We start from the raw sequence: 20,762 nt of genomic DNA on the forward strand, positions 1-20,762 counted from the left end.
ACACGCCGATGACCCACCAGCGCCCCTCCGCCCCGCCGCGCCGCCTCGCGGACCTCCCATGAACGTCGACATGCGGAGGGCGAAGCGGTTCGTCCGGCGCGGGCTGGGCGCCGTCCGCCGCGTCCTGCAGGGCGGAGCGAGCGCCGCCTACCTGCGCTGGCGGCGGTCGATCCAGGTCCGGGTCGTCACGTCCACCCTGTTCATCTCCGCGATCGTGGTGGCGATCCTGGGCGCGTTCCTCATGCAGCAGGTGTCGTCCGCGCTGATGGACGGCAAGGTCAAGGCCGCCCGCCTCCAGCTGGACGACGGCCTGGCGCAGGTCCAGCGCGACCTGGGGAACACCACCGGCGACGGCAGCAGGCTGAACTCGACGATCGACCGGCTGAAGGCGCGCAGCGGGCCGTCCGGGCTCTACGAGGTCTACATCCGCGACACGACCGAGCAGTACTTCGACGGGTACAGCACCAACGAGCTGCGCGAGGAGAGCGTCCCCAAGCGGCTCCGCGAGGAGCTCAGGAACGCGCCCGCCGGCTCCCGCGCCTACACCTACGGGAAACTGTCCTACTTCGGCCACCGTCCGGACGAGCGCGGCCTCATCGTCGGCGGCAGGACCGGCCAGTTCGAGCTGTACTACCTGTTCCCGCTGACGCAGGAGCAGCAGACCCTCACCAACGTCAGCCGCTCCCTCGCCGGCGTGGGCATCGTCCTGGTGCTGCTCCTGGCCGCGATCGCCTCCCTCGTCACGCGGCAGGTCGTCATCCCGGTGCGGCTCGCCGCCCAGGGCGCGCAGCGGCTCGCCGCCGGACGCCTCGAAGAGCGCATGCGGGTCCGCGGCGAGGACGACCTGGCCCGCCTCGCCCGCTCCTTCAACGACATGGCCGCCAACCTCCAGGAGAAGATCGGCGAGCTGGAGGACCTGTCCCAGGTGCAGCGCCAGTTCGTCTCGGACGTCTCCCACGAGCTGCGCACGCCCCTGACCACCATCAGGATCGCCGCGGACATGCTCTACGAGAGCCGCGACGGCTTCGCCGACCCGTCCGTCGGACGCTCCGCGGAGCTGCTGCAGAGCCAGCTGGAGCGGTTCGAGTCCCTCCTGGCCGACCTGCTGGAGATCAGCCGGCACGACGCGGGCGCCGCGACGCTCGACGCCGAGTCCCTCGACATGCGCGACCTCGTGCTGCGCGTCGTCGGCGACATTCAGGGCCTCGCCGAGCGCAAGGGCAGCAAGGTCATCCTGCAGCTGCCCGGCGAGCCCTGCATGGCCGAGGTCGACCGCCGCCGCGTCGAGCGCATCCTGCGCAACCTGCTCGTCAACGCCGTCGAGCACGGCGAGGGCGAGGACATCGTCGTCTCCGTCGGCGCCGACCGCGACGCCGTCGCCGTCGCCGTCCGCGACCACGGCGTCGGGCTGAAACCGGGGGAGGGGCAGATGGTCTTCGACCGCTTCTGGCGCGCCGACCCGGCCCGCGCCCGCACTACCGGCGGCACCGGCCTCGGCCTGTCGATCTCCCGGGAGGACGCGCAGCTGCACGGCGGCTGGCTCCAGGCGTGGGGAGAGCCCGGTGCGGGCTCCCAGTTCCGCCTCTCGCTGCCGCGCGTGGCCGGGGCCGAGCTCCGGGGCTCGCCGCTGCCGCTCGTCCCGCCCGGGGCCGGTGACGCCCGCCCGCTGTTCGCGGAACTGGAGGCGGGCGAATGAGCCCCTGCGCGGGAACCCGGCGGATCACGCGGCTGCTCGTCGTCGCCGTCCTGGTCCTCGGCGGCGCCGGCTGCGCGAACGTCCCGAGCGGCGGGCAGGTCGTCTCCGGCAGGCCGCCCGAGCGGGCCGAGCGCGTCGACGACCCGTACGTCCGGCTGATCCCGGTGAAGCCGCGCCCCGAGTGGGGGCCCGACCAGATCGTCTCGGGGTTCCTCGCCGCTTCCGCGAGCTTCGACGACGGCCACCGGGTCGCCAAGCAGTATCTGTCCGGCCAGACGTCCTGGAACCCCGGGCTGCGGCCCTTCGTGACCGTGCTCGCGAGCCGCATCACCGACCCGCACGTGATCAAGTCGTCCGGCGACCAGGCCACCGTCCGCGTCACCGGCGAGGAACTCGGCACGATCACCGCCGACGGCCAGTACACCGCCTCCCCGAAGGCGCTCGACGCCACGTTCCAGCTCGCCAAGACGCCGCAGGGCGTCTGGCGCATCACCGGCCTGCCCGGCGACGACAAGGCCGGTTTGCTGCTCACCAAGGACGACGTCGAGCGCGCCATGCGCACCGTCAACCTCTACTTCTTCGCGCCCGACCGGCGCACCCTCGTCCCGAACGGCGTCTTCCTGCCCGTCGTGAACCGGCAGACCCTGCCCACCCAGCTCGTCCAGGCCCTGCTGGCCGGCCCGACCTCCTGGCTGAACGGCGCGGTCGACACCGCCTTCCCGGAGGGCACCCGGCTCCGGCGCGGCGTGCAGATCGACAAGGACGTCGCGACCGTCGACCTCACCGGGCAGGCCCGCGGCGGCGACGTCGAGCGCATGTCGGCGCAGCTCGCGTGGACGATGCGGCAGCTCTCGGAGATCAAGTCGTGGCGGCTGTCGATCGAGGGGAAGACCGTCGCGCCCGACGACATGGACGCCACCCAGCCCGTGAACGCCTGGGAGGGCAACTCGCCCGACGGCCAGGTCCCGGGCGAGGGCGTGCGGCAGAACGCCTACGTCGTCGGCCCCTCCGGCTTCCTCGGGACGCTGGAGAGCGACCGCGCCCAGCCCGTCGTGACCGGCGCCGCGGGCCGCCTGTCCCGTCCCGCGGTGGCCCCCGACCACCAGGAGCTCGCCGGCCTGAGCGCCGACCAGAGCCAGGTCCTGGTCGCCGGCCCCGTCACCGGCCAGCCGGTGCCCCGGCTCCTGCTGACCGCGCGCCCCGGCGCCCACTTCACCCCGCCGACGTGGAGCCACGACGGCGCCCTGTGGATCGTGGAGACGAAGAAGAACGAGTCCTCGCTGTGGGTGCGCAGGCGCGGGCAGCCGCCCGTCCGGGCCGCCCACTGGGGCCTGGGCGGCCGCGAGGTCCTCGCCTTCCGCGTCGCCCGCGACGGCGTCCGCGCGGCCGTGATCGCCCGCATCGACGGCCGTCCGCAGGTCCAGTTGGGGCGCATCGTCCGGGCTCCCGACGGCGCCTTGGACGTCGGCTCGTTCCTGCCCGTCAGCTCCGAACTCCAGGACGCCGTCGACCTCGCCTGGCGCGACTACGGCACCCTCGCCGTCCTGGGCCGCGCCAAGCGCGACTCGCAGACGCTTCCGTTCCTGATGCCGATCAGCGGCAGCGCCATCACGTCGCTGGGCGTCGGCTCGCTCGGCGAGCCCCGCACGATCGCCGCCGCCCCCGGGGCCCCGATCCTCATCGGCACCCGCTCGTCCGGCAAGGACCAGGTCTGCCGCCAGCGCTCCCCGAGCAACTCCTACAGCGCCTGGATGTGCCCAACCCCCGCCAAGGACCCCTCCTACCCCGGCTGAGGGCACCTCCTGGCGGGCTGAGGGCTCTGGCAGGGAGGGGCGCGGCGGGCCGGAGGTGCGGCCGGCCGTCGCCGCCGATCTCTGTCACAGCGGGGTCGCCGAGAGTTATCCACAGTTTGTGAACGGCGGGGCGGTAGTCGGGCGGGCTCGGCATCGTCGGGGGCATGAGTGTTCTCGCCGATCTGATCGACCTGCTGCTTCCCCAGCACTGCGCAGGGTGCGGGCAGCATCCGGTGCTGCTCTGTGACGCCTGCGCACGGCCCCTGCGGGCGGCCGCACGGCCTGCCGGGCAAGCGCCCGCCGGCCTGCCCCCTCCGTGGACGGTGGCCGCCTACGAGGGGCCGCTCCGGACGATCCTGGCCGCCTACAAGGAGCGCGGACGTGCGGCGCTCGCCGTCCCCCTGGGGGAAGCCCTGGCGACCGCCGTCCATGCCGCCCTGCCTTCCGGGCCCGATCCGCCGCCGGTGGTGGTGTGGGTGCCGTCGGGGCGACGAGCCGTGCGGCGGCGCGGCCACGATCCGTTACGGGGTGCGGTCGACGTCGCGGTCCGGCGGCTTCGCGCGGACGGGGTTCCCGTGACCGCGCTGGACGCCCTGCGCCAGCGGGGGCGTGTCGCCGACCAGGCGGGGCTGTCCGCCAAGGAGCGGGCCGCCAACCTCAAGGGAGCCGTCGAGGTGCGGGCCGACGTCGCCGGGCGCCGCCTCGTGCTGGTGGACGACGTGGTCACGACGGGCGCCTCCCTCGCCGAGGCCGCCCGGGCCCTGCGCGCGGCCGGAGGGGAGGTGACCGCGGCGGCCGCCATCGCGGCGACGCCCCGTCACCGCCCCTGGTGACTCCATGTAGTGAAAGATGTCGGACTGGTGTGGTGTGAGGGGAAAGAGTGGAGTTAATCAAGTCACATTCGGACGTGGAGGAGTAGAGATTTCGCAAACTCACCGCGAGGCCAGTCCCGGCTGACCTGGGCGGGCGTTGGGCCCGTAAGCGGCGCGTACACGGGGGTTCCGCGCCTGTGAGGGGGCCGTGGAGGGGCGGCGGGAGACCCCGCTGAGGCAGTCGGCGATGACGGTCAGTGAGTTTTTCCTAGCCTCACCCCCCTGACATTCGTGGCGTAAGGGGTTAGCGTTCCTGACATGGCACCCGCCCGGGTCCGTGGTTGCGTTGGATCGCAGTGCCCGTCAGGGGCACGGCAGACGATCCGGCTAGCCGATGCCAGGCGCAGGCGAAACGGCCCACGTAAGGCGACTTCTCGTCGACCGATCACGGTGCGCCTTAGAGGTAAGTCCTGCCCCGTCGGGGGATCCGACATCCCCCTAACCGGGAGAAGGGCAGTAGTGGCGAGAGCGCCGCGAGCCCCTCAGCAGGCGGATGTGGGGACGAAGACCAGGTCGGCCGGGCGGGTGCGACCCATCGTCCTGTGGTACCCGTCCGGGGCCGCCAGGGTCCCGGAGCGGGCAAGAATCGCAACCGGGAGAAGGGGGGTCCCCGCGTGAACATCACCGTCAGGGGCCGGCACACCGAGGTCAACGACAGGTTCCGTCGGCACGTCGACACGAAACTGGCCAAGATCGAGCGGCTGGACCAGAAGGTCATCCGCGTGGACGTGGAGGTGTCCGAGGAACGCAACCCGCGGCTCGCCGACCAGCGCGAGCGGGTGGAGCTCACGATCCGCTCCCGCGGCCCGGTGATCCGGGCCGAGGCCGCCGCGGACGACCGGTACGGAGCCCTCGACCTCGCTCTGGACAAGCTGGAGTCGCGGCTGCGCCGCGACTCGGAGCGGCGCAAGGGCCACGGCGGCAAGGGCCGCGCCAAGCTCGCGACGATGGAGACGATCCCCGAGGCGTTCCCCGCCGCTCCCGCGGAGCCCGCCGCACCGGCCGCCGAGGTCGAGGAGGAGGCCGAGCCCGCGGCGATCACGCAGGAGGAGAACCTCGTCCCCATCCCCATGGACGGCGACGGTCCCATCGTCGTCCGCGAGAAGTTCCACAAGGCCGAGCCGATGGGCATCGAGCAGGCCCTCTTCGAGATGGAGCTCGTCGGCCACGACTTCTTCCTGTACCGCGACAAGTCCACTGGGCACCCCTCGGTCGTGTACCGGAGGAGAGGCTGGGACTACGGGGTCATCAGGCTCGTCGAAGAGTGATGCCGTACTCGCGTCACGTGACCGCCTGAACCATGTCATGATCTGAAAAGGCGCATGAGCCGAGCCACGACGCGGCGCGTCCCGGGAACCTCCCGGGGCGCGCGGCGGTTGAACGGGAGACACCCCGGTCCGAAATCCCCCGGGTTCGTCCCCGGACCCCGTAAGTTCCCGAGGACCACCCGTAGGAGAACGACCCTCCGGCAGTTCCATATCGCTGAATAGTGAGAGGGGGAAGCGGCGTCTCCTCCACGCCGCGACTCTGGTGAGCGAGAATCCCGAGCCTCGCGACGCCGCGGCGGTACCCCGCCAGACCGGCGCCGGCACCGCCCCCGCCGGCCGGGAGGCGGCATCGCCGACCGGAGCGGCAGACCCCATCCGCGTGCTCATCGTCGACGACCACGCGCTGTTCCGCCGCGGCCTGGAGATGGTCCTCCAGGGCGAGGACGACATCGAGGTGATCGGTGAGGGCGGCGACGGGCAGCAGGCGGTCGAGATGGCCGGCGACCTGTTGCCGGACGTCGTGCTCATGGACATCCGAATGCCGCGCCGCAGCGGCATCGAGGCGTGCACCGCGATCAAGGACGCGGCGCCCAGCGCGAAGATCGTCATGCTGACCATCAGCGACGAGGAGGAGGACCTCTTCGAGGCGATCAAGGCCGGCGCCAGCGGCTACCTGCTCAAGGAGATCTCCATCGACGAGGTCCCGCAGGCCGTCCGCGCCGTGCACGGCGGCCAGTCGCTGATCAGCCCGTCGATGGCGTCCAAGCTCATCACCGAGTTCGCCGCGCTGGCCAAGCGCAGCGACGAGCGCACCCAGCAGGTCCCCGCGCCCCGCCTCACCGAGCGCGAGATGGAGGTGCTGCGGCTGGTCGCCCGCGGCCTCGGCAACCGGGAGATCGCCCGCGAGCTGTTCATCTCCGAGAACACGGTGAAGAACCACGTCCGCAACATCCTGGAGAAGCTCCAGCTCCACTCCCGGATGGAGGCGGTCGTCTACGCCGTCCGCGAGAAGCTCCTGGAGATCACCTGACCTTCGGCCACCGGCAATCCGGTTTTGTCGGTGTTGTGCCGTAGCATCGCCCGCGTGGTGGAACTCAGCGCGGACGAGGCACGGCGGCTCCAGCTGCGCGCCCAGGGCTTCCTTGGGGCGCGCCCGAAGGGGGGCGTTCCGGCGATGCTGGAACGGCTCGGCGCCGTCCAGCTCGACACGATCTCGGTCCTGGCCCGCTCCCACGAACTGGTGCCCTACGCCCGCCTCGGCCCGGTAGGGCGGAACAGGATCGAGGCCGCCTACTGGGGTGACGGCCGCGCCGCGAAGCCCGGAAGTCCGCCTTCCAAGGTCCGCCCGTCCGGTGCGGAAGACACTGGCCCCTCCGAGGAGACCGGCTCCTCCGGGCCGGCCGCCGATCGGCCGACCGGTGGGCGCCGTTCGGGCGGGTCCGGGGCGTTCGAGTACTGGGCCCACGCCGCGTCCATCCTGCCCATGGCCGACTGGCCGCTGTTCGCGTTCCGGCGCCGCGCGTACCTGCGCCGGGGGTGGCGCTGGCACAAGGTGCCCGAGGGCGTCTGCGACGAGATCCGCGCCCGGCTGGCCGCGGACGGCCCCCTCACCACCAAGGAGCTCGGCGGCGCCAAGGCCAGCGCCGAGTGGTGGGACTGGAGCGACCACAAGATCGGCATCGAGTGGCTGCTGGACATCGGCGAGGTGGTCTGCGTCGAGCGGGTCGGCTGGCGCCGCGTGTACGACCTCGCCGAGCGCGCGGTCCCCGCCGGGCTCATGGCGCGGGACCTGGACGACGACGCCTGCCTGACCGCCCTCGTCGCCCGCGCGGGACGGGCCCTGGGCGTGGCGACCCGCGCCGACCTCGCCGACTACTACCGGGTCAAGCAGGACCAGGTCGACCGCGTGGTGGAGGCGACCGGGCTCGTTCCGGTCGAGGTCGCGGGGTGGCCCCAGCGCGCCTGGGCCGATCCCGAAGCGCTGGCCTCACCGCCCAAGGGCAGGCACGCCACCGCGCTGCTCTCGCCGTTCGACTCCCTCGTGTGGGACCGCGCCCGCGCCTCCCGCGTGTTCGGCTTCGACCACCGCCTTGAGGCGTACGTCCCGAAGGCCAAGCGCGTCCACGGCTACTTCGCGATGCCGCTCCTCGCGGGCGGCCGCCTCCTCGGGCGCGTCGACCCCGCCCGGGAGGGCCGCACGCTGATCGCCCGCCAGGTGTCCATGGAGCCGTGGGCGACCCGCACCGCCGCCCGCACGGAGTCTTCGGCGGCGGCGCTCGCCACCGCCCTGTGGCGCGCCGCGTCGTGGGTCGGCTGCGACGACGTCCGCATAGAGCGCACCACGCTGCCCCCCACCCTCCTCAACGCCGCCCTGGCGACCGCCACCCCCTCCTGATCCCGGCACCCCCGTCCAAGCCGCTACAGGCCCCGCACAGGGGCAGTGTGCGGCGCCCGGCAGGCCGGGAAGCCCAAGAAGTCGCCGAGGTCGGCGGATCTGCTCGGCTCCGGCCTGGCCGCGCGATCGTTCGCCCAGCCGGAGGAGCGCAGAGGTGGTCGAGAGGGGAAGGATGCAGGCCGCGGCGCGCCGAGGTCGACGGACAGCCTGAGTTCTACCCCTGGGCTGGGCGAACGGGAGTCCGGACGCGGTGGCGGCGGCAGGGCGGGAAGCTCAAAAGCCGCCCCCGGGGCCGGTGGGGCGCTCGCGGGCGGCGAGGGCGTGCCGGGGGCCGGGGGCGGCTGTCGAAGGGGCCGGGGGCCGGTCAGCCGTGGGGGGCCTGCTGGGTGTCGGTGGCCACGGGGGTGTCGAGGACCTCGCCGGACTTGCCGCCGCGACGCTTGGAGGACTGGGATCCGAACAGCGAGTAGTCGACGATCTCGGGAATGACGCGGGGCGCGTCTACGACGACGTCGGAGAACAGGTGGACGGCCCAGCTGACGAGCAGGCCGAGCACGACGATGCCGCCTCCGGCCCAGAACATGACCCACAGGGGGCCCAGGCAGAGCCCGACGCCGCCGACCACGAAACCGGCGAAGATGACGGCGACGGCGATCCACGAACTGGGCCGGCCGGCGTGCGAACCGTGCGACTCTTCAGACATAGCGGCTCCCTCCTGAGGTGTGGGACATCTTCTCCGAGGCCCCGATTGTCAAACGGGGCGCGCTGTGGATTGCGCTCCGGAGTGACCTAGACCATTCTGGGTCTCGCCTACGATGGGCATCGTACGTGTGGTGTGCGCGCCGCCTGGAGCGGTGACCCACGATCTGCAAGGAGCCTTCGAGAGTGCCGCCAGTCATCGACAAGATCCTTCGTGCGGGCGAGGGAAAAACTCTGCGCAAGCTCAAGAAGCTCGCGGATCAGGTCAACTCGATCGAGGAGGACTTCCTCGAGATGAGCGACGCCGAGTTGCGCGAGCTGACCGACAAGTACCGGGAGCGACTCGCCGACGGCGAGTCCCTGGACGAGCTGCTGCCCGAGGCGTTCGCGACCGCACGCGAAGCCGCCAAGCGCGTCCTCGGCCAGCGGCACTACGACGTCCAGGTCATGGGCGGCGCGGCGTTGCACCTCGGCAACATCGCCGAGATGAAGACGGGTGAGGGCAAGACCCTGACCTGCGTGCTCCCCGCCTACCTCAACGCCCTGTCGGGCGAGGGCGTCCACGTGGTCACGGTGAACGACTACCTGGCCAAGCGCGACGCCGAGTGGATGGGCCGCGTCCACCAGTTCCTCGGCCTCGAGGTCGGCGTCATCCTCCCGCAGATGACCCCGGACGAGCGCCGGGCGGCCTACAGCGCCGACATCACCTACGGGACGAACAACGAGTTCGGGTTCGACTACCTGCGCGACAACATGGCGTGGAGCCTGGAGGAGTGCGTCCAGCGCGGCCACAACTTCGCGATCGTCGACGAGGTCGACTCGATCCTCATCGACGAGGCCCGCACCCCGCTGATCATCTCCGGCCCGGCCGAGCAGAACTCCAAGTGGTACTCGGAGTTCGCCAAGATCGTCCCGCGGCTGAAGCGCGCCGAGCTGATCAGCACGGCCGGGCAGGTCGACGAGTACGGGCCGGGCGACTACGAGGTCAACGAGAAGAAGCGCACGGTCGGCGTCACCGAGTCGGGCGTCGAGAAGGTCGAGGACTGGCTCGGCATCGACAACCTCTACGACTCGGTCAACACGCCGCTGGTGAGCTTCCTCAACAACGCGCTTAAGGCCAAGGAGCTGTACAAGCGCGACAAGGACTACGTCGTCATGAACGGCGAGGTCCTGATCGTCGACGAGTTCACCGGCCGCATCCTCCACGGCCGCCGCTACAACGAGGGCATGCACCAGGCCATCGAGGCCAAGGAGGGCGTGGCGATCAAGGACGAGAACCAGACGCTCGCCACGATCACCCTGCAGAACTACTTCCGCCTCTACAACAAGCTGTCCGGCATGACCGGCACGGCCGAGACCGAGGCGGCGGAGTTCAACAAGACCTACAAGATCGGCGTGGTGCCGATCCCGACGAACAAGCCGATGGTCCGCAAGGACGTCGCCGACGTCGTCTACAAGACCGAGCAGGCCAAGTTCGAGGCCGTGGTCGACGACATCGCCGAGCGGCACGAGAAGGGCCAGCCGGTCCTGGTCGGCACGACGTCGGTGGAGAAGTCCGAGCGGCTGAGCAAGATGCTCAAGCGGCGCGGCATCCCGCACGCGGTGCTGAACGCCAAGCACCACGAGCAGGAGTCGGCGATCGTCGCGGAGGCGGGCCGCAAGGGCGGCGTCACCGTCGCGACGAACATGGCGGGCCGCGGTACCGACATCATGCTCGGCGGCAACCCCGACTTCCGCGCCGACCTGGAACTGCACCAGCGCGGCCTGTCGCCGCTGGAGACGCCCGAGGAGTACGAGGCGGCCTGGCCCGAGGCGCTGGAGAAGGCCAAGGAGGACGTCAAGGGCGAGCACGAGGAGGTCGTCGACGTCGGCGGCCTGTACGTCCTCGCGACCGAGCGGCACGAGTCGCGGCGCATCGACAACCAGCTGCGCGGCCGCTCCGGCCGCCAGGGCGACCCGGGCGAGTCCCGGTTCTACCTGTCGCTGGAGGACGACCTGATGCGGCTGTTCAACTCGGCCCGCGTCGAGGCGATCATGACCCGGCTGAACATCCCGGACGACGTGCCGATCGAGTCCAAGATCGTCACCAACGCGATCAAGTCGGCGCAGAGCCAGGTCGAGCAGCAGAACTTCGAGATGCGCAAGAACGTCTTGAAGTACGACGAGGTGCTGAACCGCCAGCGCAAGGTCATCTACGCCGAGCGCCGCAAGGTGCTGGAGGGCGAGGACCTGCACGAGCAGGTCCGCCGGATGATCGACGAGGTCGTGGCCGGCTACGTCGCGGGCGCCACCGGCGAGGGCTTCGCCGAGGAGTGGGACCTCGACAAGCTGTGGAAGGCCTTCAAGCAGCTCTACCCGATCTCGATCACGGTGGACGAGCTGGTCGAGGACATCGGCGGCGACATCTCCGCCCTGGACGCCGAGACCCTCGCCGACAAGATCCGCGAGGACGCCCGCGCGGCCTACGACAAGCGCGAGGAGGAGCTCGGCTCGGAGGTCATGCGCGAGCTGGAGCGCCGCGTCGTGCTGTCGGTGCTCGACCGCAAGTGGCGCGAGCACCTCTACGAGATGGACTACCTCCAGGAGGGCATCGGCCTGCGGGCCATGGCGCAGCGCGACCCGCTGGTGGAGTACCAGCGCGAGGGCTACGACATGTTCAACGCGATGCTCGACGGCATCAAGGAGGAGTCGGTCGGCTACCTGTTCAACCTCGAGGTCGAGGTCGAGGAGCAGCCGGAGGCCCCGGTCGTGGGCGCCGAGCCGGTGTCGGTCGCCAAGTCCGCCACCGCGGTGGACATGGAGAAGGCCGGCGAGGCGGAGCCCGAGGAGGCCGAGGAGGCCGTCGCCATCAAGGCGAAGGGCCTCGACGAGCCGAAGCGCCCGAAGAAGCTGGAGTACTCGGCCCCGACCGTCGACGGTGAGGGCGGCGTCGAGCACCACAGCGAGGAGACCGCCGACGAGTACGCGGGCGTGAACCGCAACGACCCGTGCCCCTGCGGCTCGGGCAAGAAGTTCAAGCGCTGCCACGGCGACCCGCGCAACAAGGGCAAGTAGGGCGCCGGAGAGCACGAGCAGGACGCGCGAAGCGGCCTCCCGAGGTTTCGGGAGGCCGCTTCCGCATGTCAGGGGGCGGTCGTCTCCAGCGCCGTGCAGCGCCACCGCCCCCGCGCGTGCTCCAGCCGAAGGCCCAGCGCGTGGACGCGTCCGGCCACGACCACCACGGCGACCGCCTCCGCGACGGCGGGCGACGGCCGCTGCGCCCGCGTCGACAGCACCTTCGGCGGGACGACCCGCCCGCCGCGGGGCACGGGGCCGCACCGCGCGGCGAGCTCCCGGCAGACCGCCGGGACGGCCACGAGGGCCAGCTGCTGCGCCGGCCGTGCCCCCGCCAGGACCTCCACGGCGAGCCGCGCGGCGGCCTCGGCGACGGCCTGGACCTCCGCGTCCACCCCGTCCGCCGGCCGGACGAGCCGCAGTCCGGGCCCGCGCGGCGCGGGCCCCGCCGCCGGGCGCAGCGCCAGCGCCCCCTGAACGCCGGGCGCCGGACGGTACCGAAGGAACCGCACCGCGGCGGTTCTGGGCGGACGAACCATGGAACCTCCTGAATCGCTTTTTGAAACAGGAGTCACGAAGCCTGTGGAAAATACGTCCTGACCGCATACGGCCGTTCCCGTAACGCACTTCGTTGCGGGAATGCGGAAGGCGGCGGGACGCGAAGTGCGTCCCGCCGCCTTCGGGAGCGAGTCCCGGGGTGCGAGGACCCGGGACTCGGGAGGAGCCGGGGCGGCGGGTGCGCGCCGCCCCGGCTCGGGGCTCAGGTCGCCGGGGACTCCTGCGGTTCCGCGGTGCCCTTGCGCTTCTTCTTCTTGCCGCCGCCGAGCTCGGGGTCGGCCTCCGCGTCGACGGCGGTCGACTCCTCGTCGTCGGGTTCGCGGCCCGGGGTCGCGATGTTGAACTTCGTGATCAGGAACTTGAAGATGAAGTAGTACAGGAAGAAGTACAGGACGCCCATGCCGAGGATGAGCCACAGTCCCTTGGTGTTGTCCTTCGAGGCGTTCAGCAGCAGGTCGATGCCGCCCGCGGAGAAGCCGAAGCCGAGCTGGGCGCCGGCCGCCTCCAGGACCGCCATCGAGATGCCGGTGAGGACGACGTGCACGCCGTACAGGACGGGCGCGACGAACATGAACGCGAACTCGATCGGCTCGGTGACGCCGGTGACGAACGCGGTGAGCGCGGCGGAGATCATGATGCCGCCGACCGCGGGACGGCGGTGCGGGGGAGCGGCGCGCCAGATGGCGAGGGCCGCGCCGGGCAGGCCGAACATCAGCACGGGGAAGAACCCGGCGAGGAAGCCGCCCGCGTGCGGGTCGCCGGCGAGGTACCGGTTGATCTCGCCGTGGACGGTGCCGTCGGGGCCGTTGTAGGAGCCGAACACGAACCAGACGAGCGAGTTCGGGATGTGGTGCAGGCCGAACGGCAGCAGCAGGCGGTTGATGACGCCGTAGATGCCGGCGCCGGCCGCGCCCGCGCCGGTGATCCAGTTGCCGAAGTCGGTCAGCCAGCTGCCGAACACGGGCCAGATGAAGCCGATCACGACGCCGAGCGCGAGGGCGGCCACCGCCGTGATGATCGGGACGAACCGGCGCCCGCCGAAGAACGCCAGGTAGGTGGGCAGCTTCACCCGGTAGAAGCGCTGGTAGAGCAGCGCGGCGACGACGCCGATGAGGATGCCGCCGAGGACGTCGGTGGGGTTCTTGGCCCCGAAGTCGATGACCTCCTTGGGCGCGCCGTCCACCATCTTGGTGATCAGCACGTTGCCCTTGAGCTCGTCGCTGTGCGAGAACATGATCTTGGAGACCTGGTCGAACACCAGGTACCCGACCACGGCGGCGAGCGCGGTGGAGCCGTCGGACTTGCGGGCGAACCCGATCGCCACACCGACCGCGAACAGCAGCGGCAGGTAGCTGAACAGGGCCTGGCCGGCGCCGCCGACGACCTCGGCGACGCGGTTCCAGCCGAGGCCGTCCTCGCCGAGCATGTCGGGCTGGCCGAACCGGAGCAGCAGCGCGGCGGCGGGCAGCACGGCGATCGGCAGCATAAGGCTGCGGCCGATCCGCTGCAGCACCGCGAGGGCGCTCGACCCTCGGCGCGGCGCGGAGTCCACTGTTGTCGCGGTCATCGCGAGTTCCTCCTCAGGGGATTAGGAGTGCGGCGGGGGATTTCCGAGGGCCGTGTGGATCTGGTAGCGGTCCGCTCTGTAGGTCGACACGCCCAACTCGGCGCACACTCCTCCGGTGTAGGAGCGCCGTTGCAGGAGCAGCACGGCACTGCCCCGGGCGATCTGCAGGTGCCTGGCGTCGGCCGCATCGGCCAGGCTGGCGTCGATGGTCTGGTCGCCCGCGTCGAAGACGAGCCCGTAGACCGCTTCGAGGACGCCGTACAGCGAGCGGTCGGCGAGCCTGCGGTCGAGCAGGTCGGGTGCGAGCGAGGCCAGGATGTGCGCGCGTTCGAGTGCCATCGGCTCGCCGTCGGCGGTGCGCAGCCGCTCGATGACGTGGATCTCGGTGCCCGGCTCGACGTCGAAGATCCTGGCCAGCCGCGCGTTGGCGGGGACCGTGCGCCGGTCCAGGTCGACGGCGCCGGGCCGCAGTCCGCGGGCCAACATGTCCTCGGTGAACGAGACGAGCCGGAGCGGCATCTCGATCTTGGGCCGGGCGACGAAGGTGCCCTTGCCGGGGACGCGGTAGAGCCGCCCCTCGGACACGAGCTGGTCGACGCCCTGCCGGACGGTCATGCGGGACAGCTGGTACCGGACGCACAACTCGCGCTCCGAGGGGATCGGGGCGTCGACGGGCAGTTCCGCGCTCTCGATGAGGTCGAGCAGGATCGCGCGGAGCTGGAAGTACTTCGGTACCGGGCTGTGCGGGTCGATGGTGGTCACGGGGGTGTCCTCGATGGCCGGTGGCCGGATCGATGGGATGCGCCGGGTCTCGACGGTGGGGTTGGCGGGATCGGGGCTGTGACGGTGCTGCTTCGACGGTGTTCGATTTGGTTCGTACTGGTCTAGGCCGGACTAGACCACAGCATCGAAACGCATGTCAATGCACGAATTCGTAACGGCCCGATCACGCCGCGACGACGTCAAGATCGGCAAAGCCGCAGGTCAGGCCGGGACGTCGGACGGCGCCTCCGGTTCGACACGGCGGGCGGGCCCGTCCCGGACGCCCTTCGTCACGTGCCGGCGCGCGGGCCTCGCGGTGCCGACTCGGGGTCGGCTCGGGGTCGGACGAAGTTGCGTTCCGCATCTTCATCTCGCTCGGATTCGTGGAGTATGGTGCGTACTGGTCTAGTCCGGACTAGACCAGTTGGAATCCGCAGGAAACCATCCGCGATCATCGCGTCACAGAGAGCGCGCCCCCATGGCATCACTGCTGATCACGGCCGACCGCATGATCCTCACCCCGGCGGGCGGTCCGCACCGCGTCGTGTCCCCGGGATACGTCCGCGTGGCGGACGGTGTGATCGCGGAGGCGGGCGAAGGGCGTCCGCAGGGCGCGCCGGACGTCCACCTGCCCGACGGCCTCCTCGCGCCCGGGCTCGTCGACCTCCAGGTGAACGGGTACTTCGGCCACGACATGGTGGACGCGGACGAGGCCGCCTGGCACACCGTGGTGTCCCGCCTCCCCGAGACCGGTGTGACCGCGTTCCTCCCCACCTTCATCACGGCGCCGGTGCGGACGCAGGCCGAGGCGCTCCGCCGCACCCGCGATCTGCTGCCGGGCCTGCCCGCCGGGACGCGCGTGCTCGGCGTCCACCTCGAAGGCCCGTTCCTGTCGGAGAAGCGCAAGGGCGCGCACAATGCCGCGCACCTCACCGACCCCCTGCCCGGCGACATCGAGACCCTGCTGGAGACGGGCCTCGTCAAGCTGGTCACGCTCGCGCCCGAGCGGAACGGCGCGCTGGAGGCGATCCGCACCCTGACCGCGGCCGGCGTGCTGGTCAGCGTCGGGCACAGCGACGCGACCGCCGCGCAGGTCGCCGCCGCGGCCGACGCCGGCGCCCGCAAGGTCACCCACATCTTCAACGCGCAGACCGGCGTCCACCACCGCGACCCGGGCGTGGCCGTGCAGGCCCTCATCGACGAGCGGCTGAGCCCCGGCCTCATCCTCGACCTGCACCACGTCGCGCCCGAGGTGGCGACGCTGGTCTTCCGGGCCGCGGCGGGACGGGTCGTGCTCGTCACCGACGCGGCCTCGGCCGCCGGGATGCCCCCCGGCGCCTACGACCTCGGCGGCGAGCCCATCACCATGCCCGAGCAGGGCCCGCCGCTCCGCGCCGACGGCACCATCGCCGGATCCGGCCTCCGGCTGGACGAGGCGGTCGGCAACGCGATCGCGCTCGGGGTCGGCGCCGCCGCCGCGGTGGACGCCGTGACCCGGATCCCGGCCGACCTCGTCGGCCGGCCGGACCTCGGCCGGATCGCCCCCGGCGCGGCGGCCGACCTGGTCTGGCTGGGGCCGGACCACCGGGCGCATGCGACGTGGGTCAACGGGCAGGAAGTCTTCGGAGGGGGATCATGACAACCCAGATGCGCGCCGAGATCGGCGAGCAGCCGGACGCGCTGCGCCGGACGATCGACGCGCTCCTCCCGCGCACGCCGGACATCGCGGCGCTGGCACGGGAGACCCGGCAGGTGCTGTTCGTCGCGCGCGGGTCGTCCGACAACGCCGCGGTGTACGGGCGCTACCTGGCGGAGTCGCACGCCGGGCGGCTGGCCACGCTGGCCGCGCCGTCCATCGCGACCGCCTACCGGCGCCGGCTGGACCTGTCCGGCGTGCTGGCCGTGGCGATCAGCCAGTCCGGCAAGACCGAGGAGATCGTCGAGACCCTCGACTGGGCGCGCGACTGCGGTGCCCGGACGGTCGCGGTCACCAACGGCGCCGGGTCGCCGCTCGCCGAGGCCGCCGAGGTCGCGCTGGTCACGCGGGCGGGCGCCGAGATCGCCGTCCCGGCCACCAAGACCTACACGACGCAGCTCGCCGCGCTGTCGGTGCTGGGCCTCGGGCTCGGCGCGGACGTCGCCGAGGACGACCTGCGCCGCGTCCCCGACGAGGTCGCCCGGATGGTGGAGCTGACCGAGGCGTCGCCCGCCCTGCCGGAGATCGTCGAGGAGCTGGCGAAGGTCCCGGGTACGGTGGTGTCCGGGCGCGGCATCGCGTTCGGCACCGCACTGGAGCTGGCGCTGAAGATCAAGGAGGCGTGCTACCTGCACGCCATGGGCCTGTCGTACGCCGACCTGCTGCACGGCCCGATCGCGGTCGTGGACGCGCAGACCCCGGCGCTGCTGGTCGCCGCCGACTCCGGCCCGACGCTGCCCGGCACCGTCGCGCTGGCCCGGCGGGTGCGCGGCGCCGGGGCCCAGGCGTTCGGCGTCGGCGGCGGCGCGGAGCTGGCGCGGGCGTGCACGGCCGCGCTGCCCGGCCCCGGCCTTCCCGAGTGGGTGGCGCCGCTGGGCCTCATCGTCCCCGGCCAGATCATGGTCGAGAACCTGGCCCGCCGGCTCGGGATCGACCCCGACGTCCCGCGCGGGCTCAACAAGGTGACCCAGACGGACTGAAGTCCGCGACCCCCACCCCGAGAAGACCGAGAAGAGAGTAAGAACATGGACAAGGCCGAGGCCATCGTCGCCGCCCTGGGCGGGGCCGACAACATCGTGGAGATCGAGCCGTGCGCGACCCGGCTGCGCACCGAGGTCTCCGACGCCGGAAAGGTCGACGAGGCGGCGCTGAAGAAGGCGGGCGCGTACGGCGTCATGCGCAGCGGCACCGTCGTGCAGGTCGTCGTGGGCCCGGAGGCCGACACCATCGCCAGCGACATCGAGGACATCCTGGACTGACAGGACCTTCTCGACCGACCAAGGGAACCCCTCTGATGACCCGAGTACTGTCCCCGGTCGCCGGCCGGGTCGTCGGCCTCGCCGGCGTCCCGGACCCGGTGTTCGCCCAGGCCATGGTCGGCCCGGGCACGGCCGTCGACCCCGTGCGCGGCCCCGGCCACGCCATCGCGCCCGTCACCGGGAAGATCGTCAAGCTGCATCCGCACGCGTACGTCGTGGTGGACGCCGAGGGCCACGGCGTCCTCGTCCACCTCGGCATCGACACCGTCAAGCTGAAGGGGCAGGGGTTCGCGCTCCTGGCCGCCGAGGGCGACGAGGTCACGGCCGGGCAGCCGGTCGTCGGCTGGGACCCGGCCGTGATCGAGGCGGGCGGCCGCTCGCCGATCTGCGCGGTCGTCGCCCTGGACGCGGGCGCCGACGCCCTGTCGGACGTGCGCGAGTCCGGCGAGGTGACGGAGGGGGCCGAACTCTTCACATGGAGCTGAGCACATGGCGGTGATCGGTCTCGGCGCGGCCGTCTTCGACCTCGACGGCACGCTCATCGACACCGAGCCGCGCAACCGCGTGATGTGGTCGCGGCTGTTCGACGCGCACCGCGTCCCCTACGACGAGACCCTGATCGGCTCGTTCGCGGGGCGGCGCGGGCACGAGGTGCTGGCCGACCTCGCGCACCTGTTCCCCGGCCGGACCGTCGAGGAGCTCTTCGAGCAGGCGATCTCCTACGAGTCGCTGCCGGGGATGCCGGACGTCGCGCCCGTCCCCGGCGCGGTCGACCTCGTCCGGTCGCTGGCGGACGCGGGCGTGCCGCTGGCGGTCGTGACCTCGGGGCAGCGGCCCTACGCCGAGCGGCTGCTGGACGAGCTGGGCGTCCGCTCCCTGCTCGACCTCGTGGTGACGGCGGGGGACGTGGTCACGGGCAAGCCGCATCCGGAGGGGTACCTGGCCGCCGCGCGCGACCTGGACGTCCCGCCGGAGGAGGCGATCGGGTTCGAGGACGCCCCGGCGGGCGTGGCGGCCGTCAAGGCGGCCGGGATGACGTGCGTCGGCGTCATCACCACCCAGTCGGTGGGCGCGCTGGCCAAGGCCGACCACGTGGTGGCCGATTTCATGGAAGTGGACGTCGTGCCGGGCCCCGCGCTGCGGGTGCTCCGGACGGTAACGAGCTGATTGGGAGTGTGTGCGGTGACCGAGCGCAACGTCAAGATCGAGTCCAGGGTGGGGCTGCACGCGCGGCCGGCCGCGCTGTTCGTCCAGACGGCGGCCAAGGCCCCGATGGACGTGACGGTGGCCAAGCGCGGCGGCGCCCCGGTGAACGCCAAGAGCATCCTCGCCGTGCTCGGGCTCGACGCGCGGCACGGCGAGGAGGTCGTCCTGTCCGCCGAGGGCGAGGGGGCCGACGAGCTGCTCGACGACCTGGAGAAGCTGCTGTCCACCCCGGAGCCAGAGGGGGCGTGACGTGGGCCAGGTGATGCAGGGCGCGGGCGTCAGCCCCGGCGTCGGGGTCGGGCCGGTGCGCACGATCGCCGGGGCCGTCCCGGAGCCGCCCGCCGGGTCGCGGCACGGCGGCGACGCCGACGCCGAGCGCGACTCCGCCCTGGCCGCGCTGGAGGCCGTCGCCGCCGACCTGGAGGAGCGCGGGGAACGCGCCGCCGCGGCCGGCAACACCGACGGGCGCGACGTGCTGAACGCGCAGGCGCTGATGGCCCGCGACCCCGGCCTCGCCGACGGCGTCCGTGCCAAGATCGTCGAGGGGACGGCGGCGGCGCGCGCCGTGTTCGAGGCGTTCGGCGTCTACCGGGAGATGCTCGCCGGGGCGGGCGAGTACATGGCCGCGCGGGTCACCGACCTCGACGACATCCGCGACCGCGCGATCGCGCGGCTGCTCGGCCTCCCGGTGCCGGGCGTCCCCGAGTCCGGCGAGCCGTTCGTGCTCGTCGCCCGCGACCTCGCCCCCGCGGACACGGCCGTCCTCGACCCGGCGCAGGTCGTCGCGTTCGTGACGGAGGAGGGCGGCCCGACCAGCCACACCGCGATCCTGGCCCGGACGATGGGCGTCCCCGCGGTGGTCGCGCTCCCCGGCGCGACCGCGCTCTCCGAGGGGACGCGCGTCCTGGTCGACGGCGCGGCGGGGACGGTGCGGCCCGACCCGTCCGAGGCCGAGGTGGCCACGGCGCGGGCCGCTGCCGCCGCCCGCGCGACCGCGCTCCAGGAGTCCACCGGTCCCGGCGCCACCGGCGACGGGCATGCGGTCCCGCTGCTGGCGAACATCGGCGGTCCGAAGGACGTGGAGGCCGCGCTGGCGAACGGCGCCGAGGGCGTCGGCCTGTACCGGACGGAGTTCCTGTTCCTGGACCGGGCGGCGCCGCCGTCCGACGAGGAGCAGGAGGAGGCGTACCGGAAGGTGCTGGAGGCGTTCCCGGAGGGCCGCGTGGTCGTCCGGACGCTCGACGCCGGGGCCGACAAGCCGCTGGCGTTCCTGCCCGCTCCCGGCGACGAGCCGAACCCGGCGCTCGGCGAGCGCGGCCTGCGGATGATGCGCCGGCACCCTGACGTGCTGGCCTCCCAGCTCGCGGCGCTGACCCGCGCCGCCGCCGGTCTCAGCGCCAAGCTGCAGGTCATGGCGCCGATGGTGACGGACGCCGACGAGGCCGCCGCCTTCGCCGCCGCCTGCCGCGAGGCCGGCGTCGCGCATCCCGGCGTCATGATCGAGGTGCCGGCCGCCGCGCTGCGCGCCCGCGACCTGGCGCCCGAGGTGGAGTTCTTCAGCATCGGCACCAACGACCTCACCCAGTACGCGTGCGCGGCGGACCGGCAGGTCGGCGGCCTCGCGCACCTCCAGGACCCGTGGCAGCCCGCCGTCCTCGACCTGGTCGCCCCCGCGGCCGGCGCGGGCGTCCCGTGCGGGGTGTGCGGGGAGGCGGCGGGCGATCCCGCGCTCGCCTGCGTGCTGGTGGGGCTCGGCGTGACGTCGCTGTCGATGAGCGCGCCGTCCCTCCCGCTGGTGCGGGCCGCGCTGGTGCGGCACACCCTGGAGCAGTGCCGCGCGGCGGCGGAGGCGGCCCGCGCCGCCCGGACCGCCGAGCAGGCCAGGGAGGCCGCCCGCACCCACCTGCCGGGGCTGGCGGACCTCGGGCTCTGAGCCG

The 20,762-nt window shown here is 72.5% G+C and carries 17 protein-coding genes and 1 pseudogene; 14 read left to right on the forward strand and 4 right to left on the reverse strand.

The window, feature by feature from the left end:
• The first annotated feature begins 58 nt into the window (after window positions 1-58).
• The 6 genes from mtrB (at window position 59) to K4S16_RS13135 (ending at window position 8,024) form a co-directional block, all read left to right on the forward strand.
• The gene (gene mtrB / locus K4S16_RS13105; protein WP_235036764.1) at window positions 59-1,696 is read left to right on the forward strand and encodes an MtrAB system histidine kinase MtrB; all 1,638 of its coding nucleotides are present in this window, start codon (window positions 59-61) and stop codon (window positions 1,694-1,696) included.
• Window positions 1,693-3,489 carry an LpqB family beta-propeller domain-containing protein gene (locus K4S16_RS13110; protein ID WP_149259174.1) on the forward strand — a complete coding sequence of 599 codons (1,797 nt, stop codon included), beginning with the start codon at window positions 1,693-1,695 and terminating at the stop codon, window positions 3,487-3,489. The genes mtrB and K4S16_RS13110 overlap by 4 nt, the downstream gene beginning before the upstream one ends.
• A 164-nt stretch (window positions 3,490-3,653) precedes the next feature.
• On the forward strand, window positions 3,654-4,322 hold the full coding sequence (locus K4S16_RS13115) for a ComF family protein (protein WP_149259175.1): 669 nt from the start codon (window positions 3,654-3,656) through the stop codon (window positions 4,320-4,322).
• Between the two features lie 653 nt (window positions 4,323-4,975).
• Window positions 4,976-5,629 (forward strand): ribosome hibernation-promoting factor, HPF/YfiA family, encoded by a 654-nt coding sequence (gene hpf, locus K4S16_RS13120; RefSeq protein ID WP_149259176.1) that lies wholly within the window; start codon window positions 4,976-4,978, stop codon window positions 5,627-5,629.
• A 373-nt stretch (window positions 5,630-6,002) separates the two neighbouring features.
• Window positions 6,003-6,659, forward strand: coding sequence for a response regulator transcription factor (locus tag K4S16_RS13125; protein WP_235036812.1), 657 nt, complete (start codon window positions 6,003-6,005; stop codon window positions 6,657-6,659).
• Window positions 6,660-6,713: 54 nt separating this feature from the next.
• Window positions 6,714-8,024 (forward strand): winged helix-turn-helix domain-containing protein, encoded by a 1,311-nt coding sequence (locus K4S16_RS13135; RefSeq protein ID WP_235036765.1) that lies wholly within the window; start codon window positions 6,714-6,716, stop codon window positions 8,022-8,024.
• 364 nt (window positions 8,025-8,388) lie between these two features.
• Here the strand turns inward: K4S16_RS13135 and K4S16_RS13140 are convergent, their stop codons facing one another.
• A complete protein-coding gene (locus K4S16_RS13140) occupies window positions 8,389-8,727 on the reverse strand; it encodes an HGxxPAAW family protein (protein WP_149259178.1) in 339 nt (112 codons plus the stop codon).
• 182 nt (window positions 8,728-8,909) lie between these two features.
• Here K4S16_RS13140 and secA point away from each other — a divergent pair, with 182 nt between their 5' ends.
• Window positions 8,910-11,777, forward strand: coding sequence for a preprotein translocase subunit SecA (gene secA / locus K4S16_RS13145; protein ID WP_149259179.1), 2,868 nt, complete (start codon window positions 8,910-8,912; stop codon window positions 11,775-11,777).
• A 68-nt stretch (window positions 11,778-11,845) separates the two neighbouring features.
• On the opposite strand, the gene K4S16_RS13150 is transcribed toward secA, so the two are convergent.
• The 3 genes from K4S16_RS13150 to K4S16_RS13160 form a co-directional block, all read right to left on the reverse strand.
• On the reverse strand, window positions 11,846-12,316 hold the full coding sequence (locus K4S16_RS13150) for an Rv3235 family protein (RefSeq protein ID WP_149259180.1): 471 nt from the start codon (window positions 12,314-12,316) through the stop codon (window positions 11,846-11,848).
• Window positions 12,317-12,537: 221 nt separating this feature from the next.
• Window positions 12,538-13,902, reverse strand: coding sequence for a PTS transporter subunit EIIC (locus K4S16_RS13155; RefSeq protein ID WP_149259181.1), 1,365 nt, complete (start codon window positions 13,900-13,902; stop codon window positions 12,538-12,540).
• A gap of 21 nt (window positions 13,903-13,923) precedes the next feature.
• Window positions 13,924-14,664, reverse strand: coding sequence for a GntR family transcriptional regulator (locus tag K4S16_RS13160; protein ID WP_149259182.1), 741 nt, complete (start codon window positions 14,662-14,664; stop codon window positions 13,924-13,926).
• A 478-nt stretch (window positions 14,665-15,142) separates the two neighbouring features.
• Here K4S16_RS13160 and nagA point away from each other — a divergent pair, with 478 nt between their 5' ends.
• From nagA to ptsP, 7 genes and pseudogenes are all read left to right on the forward strand, one after another.
• Complete coding sequence (gene nagA, locus K4S16_RS13165) at window positions 15,143-16,303, forward strand: N-acetylglucosamine-6-phosphate deacetylase (RefSeq protein WP_149259183.1); 1,161 nt, start codon at window positions 15,143-15,145, stop codon at window positions 16,301-16,303.
• A complete protein-coding gene (locus K4S16_RS13170; protein ID WP_149259184.1) occupies window positions 16,300-17,340 on the forward strand; it encodes an SIS domain-containing protein in 1,041 nt (346 codons plus the stop codon). The genes nagA and K4S16_RS13170 overlap by 4 nt, the downstream gene beginning before the upstream one ends.
• A gap of 39 nt (window positions 17,341-17,379) precedes the next feature.
• Window positions 17,380-17,619: pseudogene (locus K4S16_RS13175) on the forward strand (glucose PTS transporter subunit EIIB); the annotation flags it as partial.
• Window positions 17,620-17,654: 35 nt separating this feature from the next.
• A complete protein-coding gene (locus K4S16_RS13180) occupies window positions 17,655-18,104 on the forward strand; it encodes a PTS glucose transporter subunit IIA (RefSeq protein WP_149259186.1) in 450 nt (149 codons plus the stop codon).
• A 4-nt stretch (window positions 18,105-18,108) separates the two neighbouring features.
• Entirely contained in the window at window positions 18,109-18,786 is a 678-nt protein-coding gene (locus K4S16_RS13185) for an HAD family phosphatase (RefSeq protein WP_149259187.1), read from the forward strand.
• 15 nt (window positions 18,787-18,801) lie between these two features.
• On the forward strand, window positions 18,802-19,074 hold the full coding sequence (locus K4S16_RS13190) for an HPr family phosphocarrier protein (RefSeq protein ID WP_149259188.1): 273 nt from the start codon (window positions 18,802-18,804) through the stop codon (window positions 19,072-19,074).
• A gap of 13 nt (window positions 19,075-19,087) precedes the next feature.
• Window positions 19,088-20,758: a phosphoenolpyruvate--protein phosphotransferase gene (gene ptsP, locus K4S16_RS13195; RefSeq protein ID WP_200841879.1), complete on the forward strand. Its 1,671-nt coding sequence runs from the start codon at window positions 19,088-19,090 to the stop codon at window positions 20,756-20,758.
• Window positions 20,759-20,762: the final 4 nt, after the last annotated feature.

The organism is Actinomadura sp. K4S16, assembly GCF_008327685.1.
In the GTDB taxonomy this organism is placed as follows: Bacteria; Actinomycetota; Actinomycetes; order Streptosporangiales; family Streptosporangiaceae; genus Spirillospora.

Bases quoted from the DNA above. Each gene is read 5' to 3' on its own strand.
- K4S16_RS13150 (WP_149259180.1), bottom strand. From the start codon at position 12,316: ATGGTTCGTCCGCCCAGAACCGCCGCGGTGCGGTTCCTTCGGTACCGT.
- K4S16_RS13170 (WP_149259184.1), top strand. From the start codon at position 16,300: ATGACAACCCAGATGCGCGCCGAGATCGGCGAGCAGCCGGACGCGCTG.
- K4S16_RS13185 (WP_149259187.1), top strand. From the start codon at position 18,109: ATGGCGGTGATCGGTCTCGGCGCGGCCGTCTTCGACCTCGACGGCACG.
- nagA (WP_149259183.1), top strand. From the start codon at position 15,143: ATGGCATCACTGCTGATCACGGCCGACCGCATGATCCTCACCCCGGCG.
- mtrB (WP_235036764.1), top strand. From the start codon at position 59: ATGAACGTCGACATGCGGAGGGCGAAGCGGTTCGTCCGGCGCGGGCTG.
- K4S16_RS13140 (WP_149259178.1), bottom strand. From the start codon at position 8,727: ATGTCTGAAGAGTCGCACGGTTCGCACGCCGGCCGGCCCAGTTCGTGG.
- K4S16_RS13115 (WP_149259175.1), top strand. From the start codon at position 3,654: ATGAGTGTTCTCGCCGATCTGATCGACCTGCTGCTTCCCCAGCACTGC.
- K4S16_RS13180 (WP_149259186.1), top strand. From the start codon at position 17,655: ATGACCCGAGTACTGTCCCCGGTCGCCGGCCGGGTCGTCGGCCTCGCC.
- K4S16_RS13155 (WP_149259181.1), bottom strand. From the start codon at position 13,902: ATGACCGCGACAACAGTGGACTCCGCGCCGCGCCGAGGGTCGAGCGCC.
- K4S16_RS13110 (WP_149259174.1), top strand. From the start codon at position 1,693: ATGAGCCCCTGCGCGGGAACCCGGCGGATCACGCGGCTGCTCGTCGTC.
- ptsP (WP_200841879.1), top strand. From the start codon at position 19,088: ATGCAGGGCGCGGGCGTCAGCCCCGGCGTCGGGGTCGGGCCGGTGCGC.